A 16,718-nucleotide genomic window follows, 5' to 3' on the forward strand; every position below is an offset into this window, starting at 1 on the left:
TTCACCCCAATTTACAATTGAAATAAGAAAAGATTTAACAATGGTAACACAAAGATAAAACTATCAAACCTGTCTAGTATACCACCGTGTCCTGGCATTATATTCCCTGAATCTTTAACACCAAAATGTCTTTTTAATCCTGATTCTACAAGGTCACCTAATTGACCAAACATACTTAATAGCATTGTTAATGGAATTAATAACCATAATGATACATCCATATTAAATGATTGTCCAAAAATAACCGCTACTATTAAGCTCGAGAAAATACCACCAATAAAACCTTCTATCGTCTTATTAGGACTAATTAATGGCCATAATTTATGCTTACCAAATAATCTACCAAATATATATGCACCAGTATCAGTTAACCACACTAATAGTAATGCAAATAAGATAAATTGTAAGCCATGTTCTCTCGTTTCATAAAAATACATAAAACCTATACCAATATATGTAACTGACATAACGCAAAAAGATGCATCCATGAAGTTAAATCTATTTTTAGACATGACTGTATAACTCAACATTAAGAAACTCATAATGATTAATAATTGTAACTGTATACGTATATCGTTATTAATCAGTTCTTGAGGTAATAAAATAATGCATAGTGAAATAACAGACAAAAAACCTGGTATAGAAACAATCGATAAATTATTCATATTTAAAATTTCTTTTAATGCAATAATCGCAAGTAGATACGCTAATGCGATGACAGGTAATCCCCCATATATTACGATTGGAAGAAATACAGCCATTGCAACGATTGCAGATATTGTTCTCGTCTTCATTTTTATCTCCTTTACAGCCCACCAAATCTACGTTGTCTCGACTGATAAATTTTCAAACAGTCTATTAAAGATTGTTCATCAAAATCTGGCCACAATGTTTTAGTAAAGATAAATTCACTATATGATGATTGCCAAATTAAGAAATTACTCAATCTTTCTTCTCCTGAAGTACGTATAAGCAATTCAGGATCTGGTATATCAGAAGTAAATAAATGTTTTTTCAAATTATCTTCACATACTTCATCAATAGATAAATGACCCTGTTCGACTTCATGATAAAGTTCTTTAACTGCATTTAGAATTTCAGCTCTACCACCATAATTCAATGCAAATACAAGATTTAATCCTGTATTATCTTTAGTTTTTTCGATAGCTTCTTCAATAGCATTTTTAGTATGCTTCGGCAAAGCCTCTGTAAAACCAATTGTCGTAACTTTAACATTTTTCTCGATGAGTTCAGGCAAGAACGTTTTAAGGAAATCAACAGGAAGTTTCATTAAATATTTCACTTCATCTTTTGGTCTTGACCAATTTTCCGTAGAAAAAGCGTATAGAGTCAAATATTTCACACCTAAATCATTTGCTTTACGTGTGATTTTTTTAACTGTTTGCATACCCTCATAGTGCCCTTTAACTCGAGGCATTTTTCTATTCTTAGCCCATCTACCGTTACCATCCATAATTATTGCTATATGTTCAGGGACTGTTAATTCAATGTCTTGATTATTTATTTGTTGTTTTTGCTTTATAAACTTTTTTATCATAGCGTCCTCCATCAAACAAACGCGAATTTATATGTATAATTAATTAAACATATCGTAATACATTTTATCACAAAAAGAACGGTTCTGTGTACATAAAGAAAAAAACCGTACCAAAGTCTGATTTGGTACAGTTCTTATCTTTAAACTTCCAAAATGTCATTTTCTTTTTGTGCAGTTAAATCATCTATCTGTTTGATGAAATCGTTCGTAATATCTTGAACTTCATCTGTTTGACTTCTTAAGTCATCTTCAGTAATATCGCCATTCTTTTCTTGTTTCTTCAAATCTTCATTTGAGTCACGACGAACGTTACGAATTGCTACTTTAGCACTTTCTGCTTCTTTTTTAGCTTCTTTCACTAATTCTTTTCTACGTTCTTCTGTTAATGCTGGTACTGAAATTCTAATGATTGTACCATCACTTGTTGGATTAACACCAAGATTTGCTGCATTAATCGCTTTAAGAACATCTTCAACTGAAGATTTATCGTAAGGTTGCACGACAAGTAAACGAGCTTCTGGTACAGAAATACCAGCTAATTGTTGAATTGGTGTTGGTACACCATAATACTCAACATTAACTCTTTCTAAAAGATTCGCATTTGCATGACCAGTTCTTATTGAAGCTAAATCTCTACTAAAACTTTCAATTGTTTTTGTCATTTTTGACTTTGTTTCTTGAATAACATCTGCCATGGAATTACACCTCATGTTTATTTTGTAATAATCGTACCGATTTCTTCACCTTGAACAGCACGTTTAATATTTCCTTCTTCCATAATTGAGAATACAACAAGTGGGATATCATTGTCCATACAGAACGATGAAGCTGTTGAATCCATTACTTGTAATCCTTCTTGTAACATTTGAATATATGTTAATCTTTCATATTTTTCTGCATTAGGATCTACTTTCGGGTCAGCAGAATAAACGCCATCTACGTTATTTTTACCCATTAAGATAACATCAGCTTCTACTTCAGCTGCTCTTAAAGCTGCAGTTGTATCTGTAGAGAAATATGGATTACCAATTCCTGCTGCAAATATAACCACTCTATTTTTCTCTAAGTGACGAATTGCGCGTCTTCTAATATATGGTTCTGCAACTTGTTTCATTTCAATTGAAGTTAATACACGAGTATCACATTCTAATTGTTCTAAACTATCTTGTAATGCTAAAGCATTCATTACTGTGGCTAACATGCCCATATAATCTGCAGTACCACGATCCATACCTAAATCGCTTCCTGTTTTACCTCTCCAAATGTTTCCGCCACCAACGATAACTGCAACTTCACAGTCCATTTGAGCAACTTCCGACACTTGTTGTGCTATACTTTTTATCACTACTGGGTTGATACCAAAGCCTGAATCACCGGCTAAAGCTTCTCCGCTTAGTTTTAGAACGACGCGATTATATTTAGAATTCTTAGTCATCTTGATCCCTCTCTATGCTTATAATTAGGTCTTTATATATAACGAAAGAAGACACAAGACGTGTCTTCTTTCTAAAAAGCAAACTTAGTTGCCTTTCATTTGTCCTTTTACTTCATCAGCAAAGTTATCAGAACGTTTCTCGATACCTTCCCCAACTTCGTAACGAACGAAATCTACAAGCACGCCACCTTCTGTTTTTAAGAATTCAGCAACAGTTTGGTCTGGATTTTTAACGAATGCTTGGTCTACAGCACAGATTTCTTCTAAATATTTACGCATTCTACCTTCAACCATTTTTTCAACGATATTTTCAGGTTTACCTTCATTTAAAGCTTGTTGTTTAAGAATTTCTTTTTCGTGAGCTAATTCTTCTTCTGAAACTTGGTCACGAGAAACAAATTTAGGATTTAATGCAGCAATGTGCATAGCAACGTCTTTAGCTGCATCAGCATTAGTTGAACCTTCAACAACAGTTAACACACCGATACGTCCAGCCATGTGTAAGTACTCACCGAATGAATCGTTGTCAGTTTTAGTTTTTAAAGTGAATCTACGTAATGTTAATTTTTCACCAATAGTAGAAATTGCTTCGTTCATTCTTTCGTCAACAGTTTGTCCATTTGCTAATTTAGAAGCATTTAATTCTTCAACATCAGCTGGTTTAACTTCAAGAATATGATCTGCCATTTCTTTAACTAAGTTTTGGAAACCTTCGTTACGAGCAACGAAATCTGTTTCTGCGTTTAATTCAAGAATTACAGCATCGTTACCTTTAGAAGCAACATAAGTTGTACCTTCAGCAGCAATACGGTCTGCTTTTTTAGCAGCTTTAGCAATACCTTTTTCACGTAAGTAATCTACCGCTTTGTCGATGTCACCATCAGTTTCTGTTAAAGCTTTTTTACAGTCCATCATACCTGCGCCAGTTTTTTCACGTAGTTCTTTGACAAGTTTAGCTGAAATAGCCATAATCTAATTCCTCCATTTATATAAGTAATAAGTTGTTTATAGTAAATCTTTCTAAAAAAAGGTGATAAGTTATAGAACCTTATCACCTTTTTGAAATTATGCTTCAGTAGTTTCAGTTGATTCTTCTTTAGGTGCTTGTTCTGTTTCTTTTAAGTCGATGTTTTGCTCTTCAGCTACATCTTCATTTGAAACGCCTTGTTGACCTTCTAAAATAGCGTCAGCCATTTTACCAGTTAACAATTTAACAGCACGAATAGCATCATCGTTTGCAGGGATAACATAATCGATTTCATCTGGATCACAGTTTGTATCAACAATACCAACGATTGGAATGTGTAATTTACGTGCTTCAGCAATCGCGTTACGCTCTTTACGAGGGTCAACTACGAATAATGCTTGAGGCATTGATTTCATATCACGAATACCGCCTAAGAATTTGATTAAACGGTTGTATTCTTTTTTAAGTTCTACAACTTCTTTTTTAGGTAGTACATCAAATGTACCGTCTTCTTCCATTTTTTCGATTTCAGAAATACGTTTTACTCGTTTAGAAATTGTTTTGTAGTTAGTTAAGATACCACCTAACCATCTTTGGTTAATGTAGTAATGTCCAGCACGTTCAGCTTCTTCTTTAACTGACTCTTGTGCTTGTTTTTTAGTACCTACGAATAATACTTTACCGCCTTCTTCTGAAACAGATTTAATAAAGTTGTATGCTTCGTCAACTTTTTTAACTGTTTTTTGTAAGTCGATAATATAGATACCGTTTCTTTCTGTGAAAATATATTTTTTCATTTTTGGGTTCCAACGGCGTGTTTGGTGACCGAAGTGAACACCTGCTTCAAGCAATTGTTTCATTGAGATAACTGCCATGATAATTCCTCCTAATTGGTTTTATTCCGCCATATACACTTTTTATAGAAACAACATGATATGTTGCACCACTCTATAATTTACGTGAATATGTGTGAATTTGGTTTTTATAGCCGTTGTTAAATATATCACATCTTATACTGTTCATCAAGTATTTTATTTATTTAAACCTAATTCATCTAAGAAACGTTCTTTTTTGATTCGAATGAATGTACCTTTCATCCCTAAAGAACGTGATTCAATAACGCCAGCACTTTCTAATTTTCTTAATGCATTTACTATTACAGATCTTGTAATACCAACTCTATCAGCAACTTTTGAAGCTACTAATAAACCTTCAGGTGCACCAAGTTCTTCGAAGATATGTTCAATTGCTTCTCTTTCTGAATAAGAAAGTGAATTAATTGCCATAGTAATAGCTGCTTTATCTCTTGCTTCTTGTTCAATTTCGTTATGTTTTTCTCTTAAAATTTCCATTCCGATTACAGTTGCTGCATATTCACCAAGAACAAGGTCATTGTCATTAAAGTCTTGAGAAACACGACCAACTACTAATGTTCCTAAACGTTCACCGCCACCTAAAATAGGGAAGATTGTTGTTTGGCTATCTACGAATAGTTCTTTGTTTTCTGGTGGAAATACAGTTAGAACGTTCTCAATATCAATGTTAGACATTGTTTGTTCAACATGCATTAATTGATCAGTATATTCTTTAGGTATGTGTCTGTCTTCTAACATTTTAATAATACGCTCGTTACTTAATAATTCATTTAAGCTTGAACCTAGAATTTTACCTCTTCTTGACACAATAAATACATTTGTAACTGTTACATCACTTATAGTTTTTGCCATATCTTTAAAATCTACAGCAATACCTTTATGCTTTTGTAGTAATGTATTTAATTCTCTTGTTTTTGTTAATAAACTCATTTAATTTTTTCTCCTTTTTTATAGAATAAATGCACTTAAATCTTTATTTGTTGCAATCGATTCTAATTTTTGATTAACGTATTCTGGTGTAATATCTACTACTGCATTTGGCATATTTGAAGCTTCGAAAGAAAGATCTTCTAACATTTTTTCAAGTATTGTATGCAGTCTTCTTGCGCCAATATTATCTGTTTCTTGGTTCACTTGAAAAGCAATTTCAGCTAATCTATTGATAGCTTCATCAGTAAAGTTGATTGTTACTAATTCAGTTTGTAACATCGCTTTGTACTGTTCAAGTAATGATTGTTTTGGTTCTTTTAAAATTTTAACAAAATCTTCAGTAGTCAAACTGTCTAATTCAACACGAATTGGAAATCTACCTTGTAGTTCAGGTATTAAATCACTAGGTTTAGACATATGGAATGCCCCAGCCCCAATAAATAAAATATGCTCTGTATTGATAGAACCATATTTTGTTTGTACTACGCTACCTTCTACTATAGGAAGAATATCCCTTTGAACGCCTTGTCTTGAAACATCTTGCCCACCATTATTATTACTAACTGCTATTTTGTCTATTTCATCAATAAACACCATGCCCATTTGTTCAGTTAACTGGATGGCTTCTTCATTTACTGATTCTTGATCAATTAATTCGTTAGCAATTTCATCAGTTAAAATTTTTCTTGCAGTTTTAACTGGTAGTTTACGTTCTATTTTTTTCTTAGGCATCATTTGACTTAACATATCTTGCATTTGTGGATTATTTTCCATGCCCATCATGCCTAAAGATTGTTGCTCTTGTTCTACTTTGATTTTAACAATTTCTTCTTCTAATTCACCGTTAGATAATTGATTCTTTATATCTTCACGTTTCGTTTTAATTTCTTCAGTTGGTGCTTCTTCAACTTCTTCTTGTTGGTTAAAGTTTGGAAATTGGCCGCCAAATAAAGATTCAAGTGGGTTGTTACCATTACTTTGTGCTTTTTTCTTCATACTTGGTACAAGTAATTTAATTAATTTTTCATTCGCTTTCTTAGTAGCGTCATCATGTACTTCTTTTTTCTTTTCCTCTTTGACTATACGACGACCTACTTCAACTAAATCTCGAATCATACTTTCAACATCGCGTCCTACGTAACCTACTTCAGTAAATTTCGTAGCTTCGACTTTTACAAACGGTGCTCCAACTAACTTAGCCATTCTTCTAGCTATTTCAGTCTTACCTACACCAGTAGGGCCAATCATAAGAATATTTTTAGGTATAATTTCACTTCTTAGTTGATCGTCTAACAAACTACGTCTATAACGGTTTCTTAGTGCAATAGCAACTTTACGTTTTGCATCTTGTTGACCAATGATATGATTATTTAATCGATCAACAATGTCGTGCGGTGTCATTTTCAATTGATTTTGTGACAACCTTAAACCCTCCATTTATATTTCTTCTACTTTTATTTCATGATTTGTAAACACACAAATATCTGCAGCAGTATTCAATGAAGCTTCCGCTATCTCTTTAGCTGATAAATGTGGTGCATATGACTTAAGCGCTCTTCCAGCACTTAATGCATAGTTACCGCCAGAACCAATAGCGATTATACCATCATCTGGTTCGATAACTTCGCCTGTACCACTTACAACTAATAAATCTGTCTCATTCATAACGATTAACATCGCTTCAAGTTGGCGTAGCATTTTATCTCCTCGCCATTCTTGAGCAAGCTCTACAGCAGCTCTCGTCAAATTCCCACTGTATTCTTGTAATTTGACTTCGAACTTTTCAAATAATGTAAAAGCATCTGCAACACTACCAGCAAAGCCAGCGACTACTTTATCATGATACAGTCTTCTAACTTTTCTTGCAGTTTGTTTCATGATGACTTGTTCACCTAATGTAACTTGGCCATCACCTGCCATTGCAGAATGTCCATTATGTCTAATAGCAAAAATTGTTGTTGCATGTAATGATGAACTCATTATAAATTCTCCTTTACGCACGTGGATGTGCAGATAGATATACTTTTCTTAACTGATCTTTCGTTACGTGTGTATATTGACTAGTCGTCGATAAACTTTCATGTCCTAATAAACTTTGAACACTTCTCATATCAGCACCTTGATTTAATAAATGTGTAGCAAATGTATGTCTCAATTTATGAGGATGAATATGATATACCCCTTGAGTTCGCTTCACTATTTCATTTAGTGCATAGCGCACACCTCGTTCAGTAATCGCTTGACCTCTCATATTTACAATTAAATAGTCATGATCAATATTTAATTGATTTCTGAAGCTTTCAAGATAATCCGTAATAGCACTTTGACAATATTCACCAAAAGGAACAATACGTTCTTTATTTCCTTTTCCTAAAACTTTTACAAATGAATAATTTAAGTCTATATCATTTATCTTTATATGCACTAACTCCGACACACGTATGCCTGTTGCATATAGCAACTCTAAAATTACTCTATCTCTAATATTTGTTTTCTTACCATCATCTAACGTTTTAAATAGCTTTTCCATTTCTTCTTCATAGAAAAAACTTGGTAAATGATGTTCTTTTTTAGGATGTACGAGCTGAACAAATGGATTTTGTATTTCACCATCTACGCTCATCCAATATTGGTATAAAGATCTTAGTGTCGAAATTTTTCGTGATACACTTGTTCGCTTATGTCCCTTATCATATAAAAAAGCAAGGTATCTCCTTGCATCTTTATACTCAAAAGAATCTAAAGATAAATGTTCGGATTGTAAAAATGCGTTAAACTCGTTTAAATCTAGCTGATATGCATTTAAAGTATGATTAGAAAATTGCTTTTCATACGTTAGCATATCAATAAACTGCTGTTCAATTGTATGCATCATTACTTATTCCTCCCAATTTATCTGAATTGTATCACAATTATAATAAATCTTAAAATATTTACTATAGCATTACTTTAAATGAGTTTAAGTGCTTAAGAGCGCGATTAGCTAATGTCTCGTAACGTACTTTTTTATCTTTAATTCGTTTTTCTAATGAAGGTAATAATCCAAAGTTCGCATTCATAGGCTGGAAATTTTTCTTATTAGCATGTGTTATATAATACGCCATACTTCCAATAATAGTTTCTCTTGGGAATTTAATAGGCTCTAAATCAGAAACTAATTTACTCGCATTAATACCCGCAATTAATCCACTTGCTGCACTTTCTACATACCCTTCAACACCTGTCATCTGTCCTGCAAAGAATAAATCATTTCTAGAGTTTAATTGATATGTTTCTTTTAAAGCGTTTGGTGAATTAATGAATGTATTTCTGTGCATAACACCATAACGCACGATATCTACATTTTCTAATCCTGGAATTAATGAAATAACTTCTTTTTGAGCACCCCATTTTAAATGAGTTTGGAAACCTACAATATTATATAAAGTACCTGCAGCGTCATCTTGTCTCAATTGAACAACTGCATATGGTCTTTTACCAGTTTTCGGATCTTCTAAACCTACAGGCTTCATTGGACCAAATAATAAAGTTTTCTTCCCTCTTTCAGCCATCACTTCAAAAGGCATACATCCTTCAAAATAAATTTCTTTTTCAAATTCTTTTAAAGGAACAACATCTGCTTTAATTAAAGCATTATAAAATGTATCAAATTCTTCTTCTGTCATAGGACAATTTAAGTAAGCTGCATCACCTTTATCATAACGTGATTTCAAATACACTTTATCCATATTGATTGATTCTTTATCAATAATTGGTGCAGCTGCATCATAAAAATACAATTGCTCCTCACCAGTTATATCCATAATTTGCTTCGTTAAACTTTCTGTTGTTAAAGGACCAGTTGCAATTATTGTTGGACCTTCTGGTATCTCAGTAATTTCTTCGTTTTTCACAGTTATATTAGAATGATTTTTTAATGTATCTGTAATGTATCCTGCAAAATCATGTCTATCTACTGCAAGTGCCCCTCCCGCAGGAACACGAGCATTATCTGCAGCTTTGATAATAAGTGAATCAAGTTGTCTCATTTCTTCTTTTAAAACACCTACTGCATTTGTTAACTGATTACCACGTAGAGAATTCGAACATACTAGTTCAGCGAATTGATCTGTATGATGTGCAGGTGTTTGCTTAACCGGTCTCATCTCATATAAATTAACATGTATTCCCCTCTTGGCTATTTGATAAGCCGCTTCGGAACCAGCCAACCCAGCTCCTATAACGTTAATTGAAGTCATTTTATATGCCTCCTTGATTTTCCAATTTTTGCTCCACATTGAATTGTATAACAAATCTGAATTTAATCAAATGATAAAGTAATAATAATTTTTAAAATTTAGTGACGTTTTACCTTTAAATCATTAAAACAAAAAACAAGTGCAAAAAGTTATCCTTAAAAATAACTTTTTGCACTTTATATTTCTATTTTTGTTCTTGTTCTTTATAATCACAATTTGGACACACTACTTGAGCTGACTTTCCTTTTTTACGCTCAACTAATACAGTTTCACATTTAGGACATGAACGATCTAACGGTTTATCCCATGATGTGTAATCACATTCAGGATATCTAGAACAACCGAAGAATATTCTATTTTTTTTAGATTTACGTTCTACAACTTCGCCCTCTTTACATTTAGGGCACTTCACGCCGATTGTTTTAATGATTGCTTTTGTATTTCTACAATCTGGGAAGTTGGAACATGCCATAAACTTACCATATCGGCCCATTTTATAAACCATTGGAGAACCACATAATTCACAATCTTCACCAGCTGGTTCATCTTTAATTTCGATTTTTTCCATTTCTTCTTCTGCTCTAGCTACATCTATTTTGAAATTCTCATAAAACATATCTATTACTTTCTTCCACTCAATTTCACCATCAGCTACTTTATCTAGAAGTGTTTCCATATTAACAGTAAAGTCTACATCTATGATTTCAGGGAAGTACTCTTTAACAGATTCATGAACGATTTCTCCTAGTTCAGTTGGAACAAATCTTTTTTGATCGACTTTTACATAATTTCTCTTTTGTATTGTGTCGATTGTTGGTGCATAAGTCGACGGTCTACCAATTTTAAGTTCTTCTAAAGTCTTAACTAAACGTGCCTCAGTGTATCGAGGTGGTGGTTGAGTAAAGTGCTGTTTTGGATCAATTTTCTCAGCAGTTACAAGGTCACCTTTTTCTAACGGTGGTAACTTGCCTTCTTTTTCTTCATCCGTATCATCTTTAGTTTCAACATAAACTTTCATGAAACCTTTAAATTTGATAGTTTGACCATTTGCTCTGAATTTCAAATCACCTTGCGTAATATCAGCTGCAACAGTATCTGCGATTGCTGGAGCCATTTGACTAGCCATGAAACGTTCCCAAATCAATTTATACAAACGATATTGATCTCTAGATAAGAATGCTTTCATTTGATCAGGAGTACGTTCAACGCCTGTTGGTCTCACAGCTTCGTGGGCATCTTGTGCGCCTTGTTTACCTTTTGTTTCTTTTGATTTTGATAAATATTCTTTACCATATTGATTCTCAATAAATGTCGCAGCTTCTGCTTTTGCACTGTCAGCAATACGTGTAGAGTCTGTTCTCATATAAGTAATTAAACCAACTGTACCTTGGCGTTTCAAATCGATACCTTCGTATAATTGTTGTGCAAGCATCATTGTTTTTCTCGCTTTAAAATTCAATTTACGAGAAGCTTCTTGTTGTAAAGAAGAAGTGGTAAATGATTTAGCTGGATATCTCAGTTTTTCTTTTTTAGTTACTTGAGTGACTTCGAATTTATCTCCATCTAATTGAGTTGTTATTTTTTTAACATCATTTTCAGTTTTTAATTTAACTGGTTTACTTTTTTCATGTAAAAACTTCGCACTAAATGATTTTGTTTTATGTTTAAATAAACCTTCAATTGTCCAATACTCTTCAGGCTTGAAATTATTAATTTCATTTTCACGATCTATAACTAGTCTTAATGCTACAGATTGTACACGACCAGCTGATAAACCTTTTTTAACTTTTTTCCATAAAACAGGAGAAATATTATAACCAACTAATCTATCTAAAATTCGACGTGCTTGTTGAGCATCTACTAATTCATGCTCGATTTCTCTAGGATGCTTAAAACTATCTTTTACTGCATCTTTTGTAATTTCATTAAATACTACTCTTGATTTTTCATTTTTATCTATATCTAATATATGTGCTAAATGCCACGCAATCGCTTCGCCTTCACGGTCCGGGTCACTTGCAAGATAAACGTTCTTTGCTTTTTTAGCATAACGTTTTAAATCTTTGACGACTGGTCCTTTACCGCGAATAGTTATATATCTAGGTTCATAATTATTTTCAACATCAACGCCCATTTGACTACGAGGTAAATCTCTTACATGCCCCATAGATGCAACGACTTTATATTTTTTTCCTAAATATTTTTCAATGGTTTTTGCTTTTGCAGGCGATTCAACAATGACAAGATTTTCTGCCAAAGTAAGTCCCCCTTGCTTTTCTATTGATTACAAGTGTAAATGATAAACTGATAAATTCAGCTTTGTCAATTAAAACATTTTATAAAATTAGTTTTTGTTCACTAAATGTACAATAATCTTCTATAATATCTTGAGCATTTTGTACAAGCTTTGCACCTTCTTTAATTCTGTTATTACCACCCTTACTTAACGTCTGAAAAATCGTCCCCGGGCAACAATAAACATTTCGATTTTGTTCCAAAGCTAAATCGATTGTTATTAAAGATCCACTACGTTCATCAGCTTCTGTAACAAGTACACCTTGAGACAATCCACTTATAAGACGATTCCTTTCTGGAAAACGCCACTTTTGAACTTTTGTAGTCGGGTAATACTCAGATATAACAAGATGATATTTTCTCATTAATTCATTTATATATTTTGTAGCGTTTGGATAATGATAATCTAAACCAAAAGCAGCAACACCTATTGTTTGACCACCATATTCAATTGTTTTTAAGTGCGCAAAATAATCTGCACCCATAGCCATACCAGAGACAATTGCTATTTTTGTATTTATTAGCTTTGTAATAATAGCATTACATATTTGTTCAGAATAAGTTGTAGCCTTCCTTGAACCGACTATAGCTAATTTCTTCTCATTATTCAATATTGACATATCACCGATGCCAAATAAAACTAAAGGATAATCATAAATTTCTTTCAATAGCCTTGGATAATTTTCATCATCACTAAATAATAATTTAATGTTTCTTATATGCATTGCTTTGAGAATTTTATCAATATCGCTACTCACATATTTAGTATACATTTCTAACATATTGTTATAATTTAATCCACTTTTATAAATAAAATTTGAAAACTCTCTTCGATAAGCTACAAAACTTAAGGTTGAATCATATCGAAGCATTTTATGAATATGATTTGTCGTGTAACCTGCATAAATTAGTTTCAAAATCGTTTGTTGATAATTATTCATAATAGTTATGCTCCTTACAATGTTAATTTAATAATTGTTAGAAGAAGAAAGTGTTAACGAGCTTGTTTTATGAGTCTTGCACGTTAGAATTTCTAACGTGCTTGTTTACTATTTCTTGCTCGTTAGAGCTGATTTTTATAGCTTTTTTGTGTGATCCTTCACTTTTAAAACCTTAATTTGTGCCCTAACGTGCTTATTTTGTGAGTCTTGCTCGTTAGAATTTCTAACGTGCTTGTTTACTATTTCTTCCTCGTTATCAACTCTCCCTCTAACTTCTTTCTATGTTTTTTAAATAATATCTCTTATATCTTTGTCCTTCACATTCTAAATACTCATTACATATCCTCCTTACTGAATATACATTTTCTGCTTCACACCATTGAATTGCCTCTTGTAAGGTAAACCCTTCTTCCCCTTTTATAACTGCTAATTCCATTATGTTGAAATAATAAACCGTCCTTCGTTTGAAAGTATTCTTGCATTGTATGCATATCGTATACTTCTTATTTTTTTCAATTGAAATAGTATAAAGCTTTTTGCAATTTGGACATTTAATACCTTTCTTTATAAGTGAAAAATCAAGTTTAATTCTCTGTTTAAATTTATGTGAAAAAAATTGTTGTTTTTGCATGATTTGCTTAAGAATCAACTTGTCCCTAGTAATCTGTTTTGATTGAAATAATTTTGGGAATTTATGAAATTCTGATTTCAAAAGTACTTGTGAGCGTTTTGGAATTGAAGATTTTGCTGTAAATGTTGAATTTGAGAATATTAAATATTCATTTATTGGAAGATTAATATCTAATTCGAGAAGAATTTGTTGGAGATTTATTTTTCCTTTTTTTAGTTGTATAAACGGTGAGGGATAACGATTATGATGAGCACTTTGTATATATTGATCAAAAAATTCAAAGTCCCCGTAATAATGTTTTACTTCTAAAATACTAATTTGATTATTATGTACTATTAAAAAGTCAATTTGGAATGGATTCGTAGCTATAAATTCAAGATTATGCTTATAAACGATATCTCCATGAAGTTTTAAATGGTTATCAACAATACGTTCACCTTCATAACCATGTATCTTATTTATTATTTCATAGTTGCTATTATTAGCTTCAAATCTTGATTGTAAAGCATTGTAATATAAAAAATCTGAGTTAAAATTCATCTTTCACTCCTATTTTGTAAATATTTTACATATATTATATTATATGAATTTAATTTAGTCCATAAAAAATAAGAGGTGAGAGACAAATTAATTGTCCCTTTCCTCTCAAAATTAAAACACCAAATAAGCACAGTGTTTACTACTCGTAAAAACACTGCACTTATTCTTATAAACTAAATTATTTGATTGTTAAACATTTTTCATATAAACCGTCTTCTTTTTTAATACGGTTGATTAATGTTTCAGCAATAACAGATGGTGTATCTGCAGTATCTACGCCACAGTCATTAAGTGTTTTGATTTTTTCAGATGCAGTACCTTTACCGCCTGAAATAATCGCACCAGCATGACCCATACGTTTTCCTGGAGGTGCTGTTTGACCACCGATGAAACCAACAACAGGTTTAGTCATATTAGCTTTGATCCATTCAGCAGCTTCTTCTTCTGCTGTACCGCCAATTTCACCAATCATAACAACAGCATATGTGTCGTCATCTTCATTGAATGCTTTTAATACATCAATAAAGTCTGTACCGTTTACAGGGTCGCCACCAATACCTACTGCTGTCGTTTGACCGATACCAGCTTGAGTTAATTGATGTACTGCTTCATAAGTTAAAGTACCAGAACGTGATACTACACCTACATGACCTTTTTTGTGAATGTAGCCTGGCATAATACCAATTTTACATTCGTCAGCTGTAATAACACCTGGACAGTTTGGTCCTACTAAACGCGTTTTTTTGCCTTCTAAATATCTCTTAACTTTTATCATATCAATAACTGGAATATGTTCAGTTATACAAATCGCTAAATCTAATTCAGCGTCTGCACATTCAACAATTGCATCTGCTGCAAATGGAGCTGGAACATATATTACTGATACAGTAGCGCCAGTTTCTGCAACTGCTTCTTCTATTGTATTGAATACTGGTACGCCTTCAACTACTTGGCCACCTTTACCAGGTGTTACCCCAGCAACGATTTGAGTACCATAATCTAGCATTTGTTTCGTATGGAAAAGTGCTGTTGCACCAGTAATACCTTGAACTAATACTTTTGTATTTTTATCGATGTATACACTCACGTAACTCTCCGCCTTTCTTATCGTTCTTGAACTAATTTAACAATTTTTTGAGCACCATCAGCCATGATTGATGCAGGTTCGATTGCTAAACCAGATTCTTTTAAGATTTGTTTGCCTTGTTCTACATTAGTACCTTCTAGTCTAACAACTAAAGGCATATCTAATGAAACTTCTTTGACAGCTGCTACAATACCTTCTGCAATAACATCACATTTCATAATTCCACCGAAGATATTTACAAATATACCTTCTACTTGTGAATCACCTAAAATGATTTTGAATGCTTCAGTAACTTTTTCTTTAGTAGCGCCGCCCCCCACGTCAAGGAAGTTAGCCGGATTACCGCCGAAGTGATTAATTGTATCCATCGTAGCCATAGCTAAACCAGCTCCGTTTACCATACAACCAATATTTCCATCTAAAGCAATATATGATAAATCATATTTAGAAGCTTCGATTTCTTTCTCGTCTTCTTCTTCTAAGTCACGCATTTCAACGATATCTTTATGTCTGAATAAAGCATTATCATCGAAGTTTACTTTTGCATCAAGTGCTAAAACTTCACCTTCACCAGTTGTAACTAATGGGTTAATTTCAACAATTGAACAGTCTTTTTCTACAAACACATTATATAAAGACATCATTAATTTAACAGCTTTATTCACTGATTCTTTAGGGATGTTAATATTAAATGCAATTCTTCTAGCTTGATAAGGCATTAATCCAGTTACAGGATCAATTACTTCTTTGAAGATTTTTTCAGGAGTTGCTGCTGCAACTTCTTCAATTTCAGTTCCGCCTTCTTCTGAAGCCATTAAAGTAATTCTATCTGTTGCTCTATCAATAACAAAACCAATGTAATATTCTTTTTGAATATCGCATCCTTCTTCAACTAAAAGACGTTTAACTTCTTTGCCTTCTGGACCTGTTTGGTGTGTAACAAGTACTTTACCTAATAATTCTTTAGCGTACTCACGAACTTCATCAATTGATTTAGCAATTTTAACTCCGCCAGCTTTACCACGGCCACCAGCATGGATTTGTGCTTTAACTACATAAACATTTGAATCTAATTCTTTTGCTTTTTCTACTGCTTCAGCAGGTGAAAAAGCCACTGAACCATTAGGTACAGCTACGCCCATAGAGCGAAAAATCTCTTTACCTTGATACTCATGGATATTCATTCTCCATCCTCCTATTACATACAATATGTTTGCTTAC

16 protein-coding genes are annotated in these 16,718 nt (G+C 32.8%); all 16 read right to left on the reverse strand.

All coding sequences use genetic code 11. From position 1 onward, the window contains the following. Positions 1-11: 11 nt before the first annotated feature. The 16 genes from LQ668_RS02385 to sucC all read right to left on the reverse strand — a co-directional run bounded on the left by LQ668_RS02385 (position 12) and on the right by sucC (position 16,681). Entirely contained in the window at positions 12-794 is a 783-nt protein-coding gene (locus LQ668_RS02385) for a phosphatidate cytidylyltransferase (protein ID WP_078356149.1), read from the reverse strand. Between the two features lie 11 nt (positions 795-805). Further along, positions 806-1,558 carry an isoprenyl transferase gene (locus LQ668_RS02390; RefSeq protein ID WP_078356148.1) on the reverse strand — a complete coding sequence of 251 codons (753 nt, stop codon included), beginning with the start codon at positions 1,556-1,558 and terminating at the stop codon, positions 806-808. A gap of 140 nt (positions 1,559-1,698) precedes the next feature. Continuing rightward, positions 1,699-2,253 carry a ribosome recycling factor gene (gene frr, locus LQ668_RS02395; protein ID WP_078356147.1) on the reverse strand — a complete coding sequence of 185 codons (555 nt, stop codon included), beginning with the start codon at positions 2,251-2,253 and terminating at the stop codon, positions 1,699-1,701. A gap of 17 nt (positions 2,254-2,270) precedes the next feature. Next, positions 2,271-2,993 carry a UMP kinase gene (gene pyrH / locus LQ668_RS02400; RefSeq protein ID WP_078356146.1) on the reverse strand — a complete coding sequence of 241 codons (723 nt, stop codon included), beginning with the start codon at positions 2,991-2,993 and terminating at the stop codon, positions 2,271-2,273. Between the two features lie 84 nt (positions 2,994-3,077). After that, entirely contained in the window at positions 3,078-3,965 is an 888-nt protein-coding gene (gene tsf, locus LQ668_RS02405) for a translation elongation factor Ts (protein ID WP_174221880.1), read from the reverse strand. Positions 3,966-4,058: 93 nt separating this feature from the next. Then, a complete protein-coding gene (gene rpsB, locus LQ668_RS02410; RefSeq protein ID WP_078356144.1) occupies positions 4,059-4,835 on the reverse strand; it encodes a 30S ribosomal protein S2 in 777 nt (258 codons plus the stop codon). Positions 4,836-4,991: 156 nt separating this feature from the next. Continuing rightward, complete coding sequence (gene codY / locus LQ668_RS02415) at positions 4,992-5,765, reverse strand: GTP-sensing pleiotropic transcriptional regulator CodY (RefSeq protein WP_078356143.1); 774 nt, start codon at positions 5,763-5,765, stop codon at positions 4,992-4,994. 18 nt (positions 5,766-5,783) lie between these two features. Then, the gene (hslU, locus tag LQ668_RS02420) at positions 5,784-7,166 is read right to left on the reverse strand and encodes an ATP-dependent protease ATPase subunit HslU (protein ID WP_481817218.1); all 1,383 of its coding nucleotides are present in this window, start codon (positions 7,164-7,166) and stop codon (positions 5,784-5,786) included. Between the two features lie 36 nt (positions 7,167-7,202). Continuing rightward, positions 7,203-7,745: an ATP-dependent protease subunit HslV gene (hslV, locus tag LQ668_RS02425; protein WP_037560086.1), complete on the reverse strand. Its 543-nt coding sequence runs from the start codon at positions 7,743-7,745 to the stop codon at positions 7,203-7,205. Between the two features lie 13 nt (positions 7,746-7,758). Further along, positions 7,759-8,637, reverse strand: coding sequence for a tyrosine recombinase XerC (gene xerC, locus LQ668_RS02430; RefSeq protein WP_107509531.1), 879 nt, complete (start codon positions 8,635-8,637; stop codon positions 7,759-7,761). A 64-nt stretch (positions 8,638-8,701) separates the two neighbouring features. Further along, the gene (gene trmFO / locus LQ668_RS02435) at positions 8,702-10,003 is read right to left on the reverse strand and encodes an FADH(2)-oxidizing methylenetetrahydrofolate--tRNA-(uracil(54)-C(5))-methyltransferase TrmFO (RefSeq protein WP_078356141.1); all 1,302 of its coding nucleotides are present in this window, start codon (positions 10,001-10,003) and stop codon (positions 8,702-8,704) included. 184 nt (positions 10,004-10,187) lie between these two features. After that, positions 10,188-12,260, reverse strand: coding sequence for a type I DNA topoisomerase (topA, locus tag LQ668_RS02440; RefSeq protein ID WP_078356140.1), 2,073 nt, complete (start codon positions 12,258-12,260; stop codon positions 10,188-10,190). Positions 12,261-12,339: 79 nt separating this feature from the next. Next, positions 12,340-13,239 (reverse strand): DNA-processing protein DprA, encoded by a 900-nt coding sequence (gene dprA, locus LQ668_RS02445; protein ID WP_239775889.1) that lies wholly within the window; start codon positions 13,237-13,239, stop codon positions 12,340-12,342. Between the two features lie 268 nt (positions 13,240-13,507). Then, the gene (locus LQ668_RS02450) at positions 13,508-14,410 is read right to left on the reverse strand and encodes a nuclease-related domain-containing protein (protein ID WP_115337535.1); all 903 of its coding nucleotides are present in this window, start codon (positions 14,408-14,410) and stop codon (positions 13,508-13,510) included. 178 nt (positions 14,411-14,588) lie between these two features. After that, positions 14,589-15,497: a succinate--CoA ligase subunit alpha gene (gene sucD / locus LQ668_RS02455; RefSeq protein ID WP_078356137.1), complete on the reverse strand. Its 909-nt coding sequence runs from the start codon at positions 15,495-15,497 to the stop codon at positions 14,589-14,591. A gap of 17 nt (positions 15,498-15,514) precedes the next feature. Further along, complete coding sequence (gene sucC / locus LQ668_RS02460) at positions 15,515-16,681, reverse strand: ADP-forming succinate--CoA ligase subunit beta (RefSeq protein WP_078356136.1); 1,167 nt, start codon at positions 16,679-16,681, stop codon at positions 15,515-15,517. Positions 16,682-16,718 lie beyond the last annotated feature (37 nt).

Origin of the sequence: Mammaliicoccus sp. K-M42, assembly GCF_022386375.1 — a bacterium.
Lineage (GTDB): Bacteria > Bacillota > Bacilli > Staphylococcales > Staphylococcaceae > Mammaliicoccus > Mammaliicoccus fleurettii.

Bases quoted from the DNA above. Each gene is read 5' to 3' on its own strand.
- sucC (WP_078356136.1), bottom strand. From the start codon at position 16,681: ATGAATATCCATGAGTATCAAGGTAAAGAGATTTTTCGCTCTATGGGC.
- trmFO (WP_078356141.1), bottom strand. From the start codon at position 10,003: ATGACTTCAATTAACGTTATAGGAGCTGGGTTGGCTGGTTCCGAAGCG.
- LQ668_RS02390 (WP_078356148.1), bottom strand. From the start codon at position 1,558: ATGATAAAAAAGTTTATAAAGCAAAAACAACAAATAAATAATCAAGAC.
- hslV (WP_037560086.1), bottom strand. From the start codon at position 7,745: ATGAGTTCATCATTACATGCAACAACAATTTTTGCTATTAGACATAAT.
- codY (WP_078356143.1), bottom strand. From the start codon at position 5,765: ATGAGTTTATTAACAAAAACAAGAGAATTAAATACATTACTACAAAAG.
- LQ668_RS02385 (WP_078356149.1), bottom strand. From the start codon at position 794: ATGAAGACGAGAACAATATCTGCAATCGTTGCAATGGCTGTATTTCTT.
- dprA (WP_239775889.1), bottom strand. From the start codon at position 13,239: ATGAATAATTATCAACAAACGATTTTGAAACTAATTTATGCAGGTTAC.
- frr (WP_078356147.1), bottom strand. From the start codon at position 2,253: ATGGCAGATGTTATTCAAGAAACAAAGTCAAAAATGACAAAAACAATT.
- xerC (WP_107509531.1), bottom strand. From the start codon at position 8,637: ATGCATACAATTGAACAGCAGTTTATTGATATGCTAACGTATGAAAAG.
- pyrH (WP_078356146.1), bottom strand. From the start codon at position 2,993: ATGACTAAGAATTCTAAATATAATCGCGTCGTTCTAAAACTAAGCGGA.
- LQ668_RS02450 (WP_115337535.1), bottom strand. From the start codon at position 14,410: ATGAATTTTAACTCAGATTTTTTATATTACAATGCTTTACAATCAAGA.
- hslU (WP_481817218.1), bottom strand. From the start codon at position 7,166: ATGACACCGCACGACATTGTTGATCGATTAAATAATCATATCATTGGT.
- rpsB (WP_078356144.1), bottom strand. From the start codon at position 4,835: ATGGCAGTTATCTCAATGAAACAATTGCTTGAAGCAGGTGTTCACTTC.